The organism is Alteromonas sp. KUL49 (assembly GCF_006538345.1).
In the GTDB taxonomy this organism is placed as follows: Bacteria; Pseudomonadota; Gammaproteobacteria; order Enterobacterales; family Alteromonadaceae; genus Alteromonas.
In genome coordinates, this window is the sequence record NZ_BJKL01000024.1 from 1 (window position 1) to 3,932 (window position 3,932).

Sequence of the window (3,932 nt, forward strand, 5' to 3'; positions counted from 1 at the left end):
TATTAAAGAAACCCGCCTTATGGCGGGTTTTTTGCTTTCTGTCGTTTGTGTAGGGTGATGATAGTTTTTAAAATATAGAAACATACCCAAAACCATAGTCCAGCCCCCTATTTATAAGCGTTTCCTCCTTTTTTACCCAAAGTGCGATTTTCTAATAGGTTTTAAATTTTTTTGGCACACTTTCAGTTTTTACTGGTAAGAATTGAGGGGTTTAGTGGTAAAAATATTGTCACCGTTACCGTCACTTTTGGCGCTGTGTTTATTGAATGCCAATTAAAAACGGAGCTATACTGTATGTGTGAGTTCAGAGGCTGGAAAAAGCACGTGTGTCGCGTCGGGCCAGCTGGAGTGTCGAGAGGCAGTCTATATGAAGGTTAAGGCGTCCTTCCTGGACTCATTATTTTTATCTGCTTATATCCCCAGTAATCAATTCATACCTTGCAGCATTCAAGTCTTCCCATTTAACTATCCCAGCTGTTTTAATCGCGTTTAAAGCTTCATTAAAGCGAACTTTAGCCACGTTCATTTTCGTTTTAATGTTGAGACGAATAACAAACTTTGCATATTGTCCATTTGCCAGTCTTCTTACATATATAAGTGCAGGATCTTCTTTATCCCAAAGAACGGCATCAGGGTTGGTGACGATATCCGGAATTTCGGACGCTACGGACATTGGCACCGTAGCGCCTCGACTAGATTTTGTGCTTCTCAACATATGCGCTATATCTGCATCTTTCGCTACTACGGCCAAACCTACTGGATATACTTGCCGCTCAAACAATTCCTCTAGCACTTGATTTGATATGTATCCAGCAGCTAAGACATTACCAGAAGCATTCACTTTTCCTTTCGCAATTTGATAGGCGACTTTATTGACCATACTTTTAAAAGGCTTTTTAAAGTGGTTTAAATCCAAGTTATCCAGTGCAGCTTCTCTTAAATCACTTGGTACCAACATTAGTTTTTGCCCAAACAATGCCTCTGGTGCCAACCATTCGCGGCCTACGTTGTAGTCCCAGCCGACACCTATTCCTTTGTGTGTTTTCCGTACTTCGCCCGACTGTGGGTCTGTAACTTCTATCTTCTCTGGAATATCAGCTTTAGAAACTGATAGCCCTTCCTCTTCCATGTCATCAGTAGATAGTGATCGTACATTGCATCGGCAAAGCCAATCATTCGGAGGATAAATCACTTTCCATATAGGGTGATCAATCGGGAACACTTTGTTGTTCCAGAAATGATGCGACTCTCGCACGCGTTCGTCGCCTACATCCTTATACTGTAAAAACGGCCTAGCTTCGCGAACTCTCCACATTTGCTCCCACTTTCCAGCCATGTAGGAAGAGTTTTTGTTTGTTTGAAGTATTACCCTGGTTCGCCAACCTCGCTTTCCATTGTAAGACCAACCATGTTTAGCGACGATATTGTCAAAGTCCTTTCTGAAATCATTTAAGGTACCGCCACTTTCTACAAGTGATCTTATTGATTCGTAGAAGTCCGAAACAATATCGAGTTTGTTTGCTCCGGCCACAGTGAACGCTTTAGCATTCACTGGGCCAAGTAAGTCGTCCCATTGCCTAGATGGAATGAGCAGCTTTTCTTGAAAGTGTTTTATTGCCTCGCGAAAAGGCATGCTCCCGACTTGGATGTCACTCATAATTTGCTATGAATACCTCTTTGCTAAGCTTGGGTGTTTTGTTACCACTGACTGTGTATTTGATATCTTTGGTATCTACCACATAGCCTTTAAAAAGCGTTCTTATTTCAGGGTGATCATTCAAAGTGATCAACATTTTCCCGCGGCACTCTTTGAAATTTCCTAGCAGCGCCTCGTAGTTATCCCACCCAAAATCAACACCGTATCCTTCAGTCTGCCAATAAGGCGGATCGCAAAAAATGAAAGACTCTTCAGAGTCATATTTTTCAATACAGCGTTTCCAACAGATATTCTCTATTAACACCCTTGCTAACCGGAGATGAGCTTCAGACAGCGTTTCTTCAATTCGAAGTATATTGAATCGTGGTGGTGATACCTTTGAAACCCCAAAGCTTTGACCTTCTATCTTTGCGCCAAAACTATTTTTTTGCAGATAGAAGAATCTTGCAGCGCGCTGAATATCTGTAAGTGTTTCAGGGGCTTTCAGTTGCTCCCATTCGTAGACTTGGCGGCTCGCTAAAGCATATTTAAAGAGGCGTACGAACTCTTCCAAGTGATTTTGTACAACACGATAGAGGTTTATCAAATCTCCATTGATATCGTTAATCACTTCGACCTTCGACTGCTCTTTTGCAAAGAGCATTGCTGCTCCGCCACAGAACGGTTCAACGTAAGTCCTGTGCTCTGGTACCAGCGGTAATAAATGCTTTAAAAGCTTAGTTTTTCCACCAATCCACGGTATTACGGGTTTTACGGGCATGTGAGCCTTCCTTATTAGTAATTAAATTGATAGGCTCTCTTATGCGATGTCGACGTCGTGGGAGACCCTAGCTGGCTCACTGTGCGCGACCACAGTGTTTCGGGACACGGAATGTCCTGCAAAGACGTTCCGTGTCGGTCTTTCTTTACTTTAAATCTTTAGAATGTCGTTGGCTGAGCAATGCCTCTTATCACAGCCATGAAGCCCTGTTGCAGATTAGTTTTGCCAATAGATATCCAACGATGATCAAGTTTTTTGTTCTGTTGGAGTTTTTCAACATACTCACCTACTTTTTCGGAAAGCTCCTTCCCTTCGTTCATTAGGTCAATTTCTTCTTGAGTCAAATCTCTATAGCCTTTGATCTTCTTGTGTTGATTGTCCATTTTGTATTCTCCGGTGTTGTTGGGGTAATTAAAAACCATATATTTCAGCCATCTTGAACATTACTTTAGTGGCTAAACTTCTCTCGTCGCCTGTTATGTAATCGACGTTTAACGCTACAAAAAAAGCAGTGAAAAAAATTGGGAGGAGTATTAGAAGGCTAAGCACCCATACTGGGTACAAAGCGACATTGATTAACACACTAAAGGCAATGGTGTAGCCACTCCGAGATTCATTTTCATTCATAGTACTATTCGTTAACCTTCACTCATCATCCCAAGGCCGTACTGCGCTTCTAGTTCTTGTTTAACTAGATCGCGCAATGCTTCCTCATCGAAACTTTTGTAGTTATTCACCAGTTTATCCAGGGCATCCTCTAGGGATGTTGCCGAATCAATCTCTTGTTTCACTTGTTTAACTAAGTCTTGAACAGCTTCATCAATGTGATCCCACTCGTTATTCGCCTTTGAAAAGTTACCAGCGGGTTCGGCTGATTTGCTGTCGGTGTTTCCAAGAAACACAACGTCGTCCTGGTCTGTTGGTTCTGACAGATCCAATCGTTTGTAGATGTCTTGTTTACGGATAGGTACAAGCTGAGCTGCGTTTTCGAAAAACTTAACGTCGCTGGAGTTGAGTTCGTTTTTTATCAACATAGCTATAGGTAGGCGGTGCTACGTCACCAGGAAAGTTAACCTTTGTGATCCATGCAAAAAGCTCGTTGTAGGTGTCAGAAATTAAAGAGCGATCGGCTTTTTGGTTTTCTCCGGACTTTTTCTCGTGTGTTTGCGCAGCTGCTCGGCTACCGCCATCAACAATTTCCGTTGTGAGAGTTTGGCTCGTAATCGCTTTACTCATCTCGCGATTACATAAGTTAATCAAACGCTCTTGAGGTAGTTCACCCGTTGCTTTTGCTTCAAGTAGTGTTAGGTCAACAGTGTCAGGAATGGCTGCTACAGCGTCTTCAACCATTTGCTGTAGTCGACTAACTAACTCTTCGATATCTTTTTCATCAGTACCTTCAGGGTACTTACCCACTGGCCAAGGCACACCCAGCTTTTCGCAAAACTTTACAAAGAACTTAAAACCACCATTTTTGAACATCCATGGCCAGAAGCAGGTGCTCAGTAGTGCTAC

At 42.4% G+C, this 3,932-nt stretch carries 5 protein-coding genes; all 5 read right to left on the reverse strand.

The features are described from left to right. Positions 1-403 precede the first annotated feature (403 nt). Positions 404-1,633: a phage minor head protein gene (locus tag EYS00_RS20290; protein WP_207301739.1), complete on the reverse strand. Its 1,230-nt coding sequence runs from the start codon at positions 1,631-1,633 to the stop codon at positions 404-406. Between the two features lie 16 nt (positions 1,634-1,649). Next, positions 1,650-2,417, reverse strand: a complete 768-nt coding sequence (locus EYS00_RS20295; RefSeq protein ID WP_130639733.1) for a DNA adenine methylase — start codon at positions 2,415-2,417, stop codon at positions 1,650-1,652. Between the two features lie 158 nt (positions 2,418-2,575). Then, positions 2,576-2,800 carry a hypothetical protein gene (locus tag EYS00_RS20300; protein WP_130639734.1) on the reverse strand — a complete coding sequence of 75 codons (225 nt, stop codon included), beginning with the start codon at positions 2,798-2,800 and terminating at the stop codon, positions 2,576-2,578. Positions 2,801-3,055: 255 nt separating this feature from the next. After that, a complete protein-coding gene (locus EYS00_RS20305; RefSeq protein ID WP_130639735.1) occupies positions 3,056-3,451 on the reverse strand; it encodes a hypothetical protein in 396 nt (131 codons plus the stop codon). Beyond that, positions 3,414-3,932, reverse strand: a 519-nt coding sequence (locus EYS00_RS20310) for a DUF935 family protein (protein ID WP_130639736.1), incomplete at its 5' end; no start/stop codon positions are given. The genes EYS00_RS20310 and EYS00_RS20305, both read right to left, overlap by 38 nt.

Bases quoted from the DNA above. Each gene is read 5' to 3' on its own strand.
- EYS00_RS20290 (WP_207301739.1), bottom strand. From the start codon at position 1,633: ATGCCTTTTCGCGAGGCAATAAAACACTTTCAAGAAAAGCTGCTCATT.
- EYS00_RS20295 (WP_130639733.1), bottom strand. From the start codon at position 2,417: ATGCCCGTAAAACCCGTAATACCGTGGATTGGTGGAAAAACTAAGCTT.
- EYS00_RS20300 (WP_130639734.1), bottom strand. From the start codon at position 2,800: ATGGACAATCAACACAAGAAGATCAAAGGCTATAGAGATTTGACTCAA.
- EYS00_RS20305 (WP_130639735.1), bottom strand. From the start codon at position 3,451: ATGTTGATAAAAAACGAACTCAACTCCAGCGACGTTAAGTTTTTCGAA.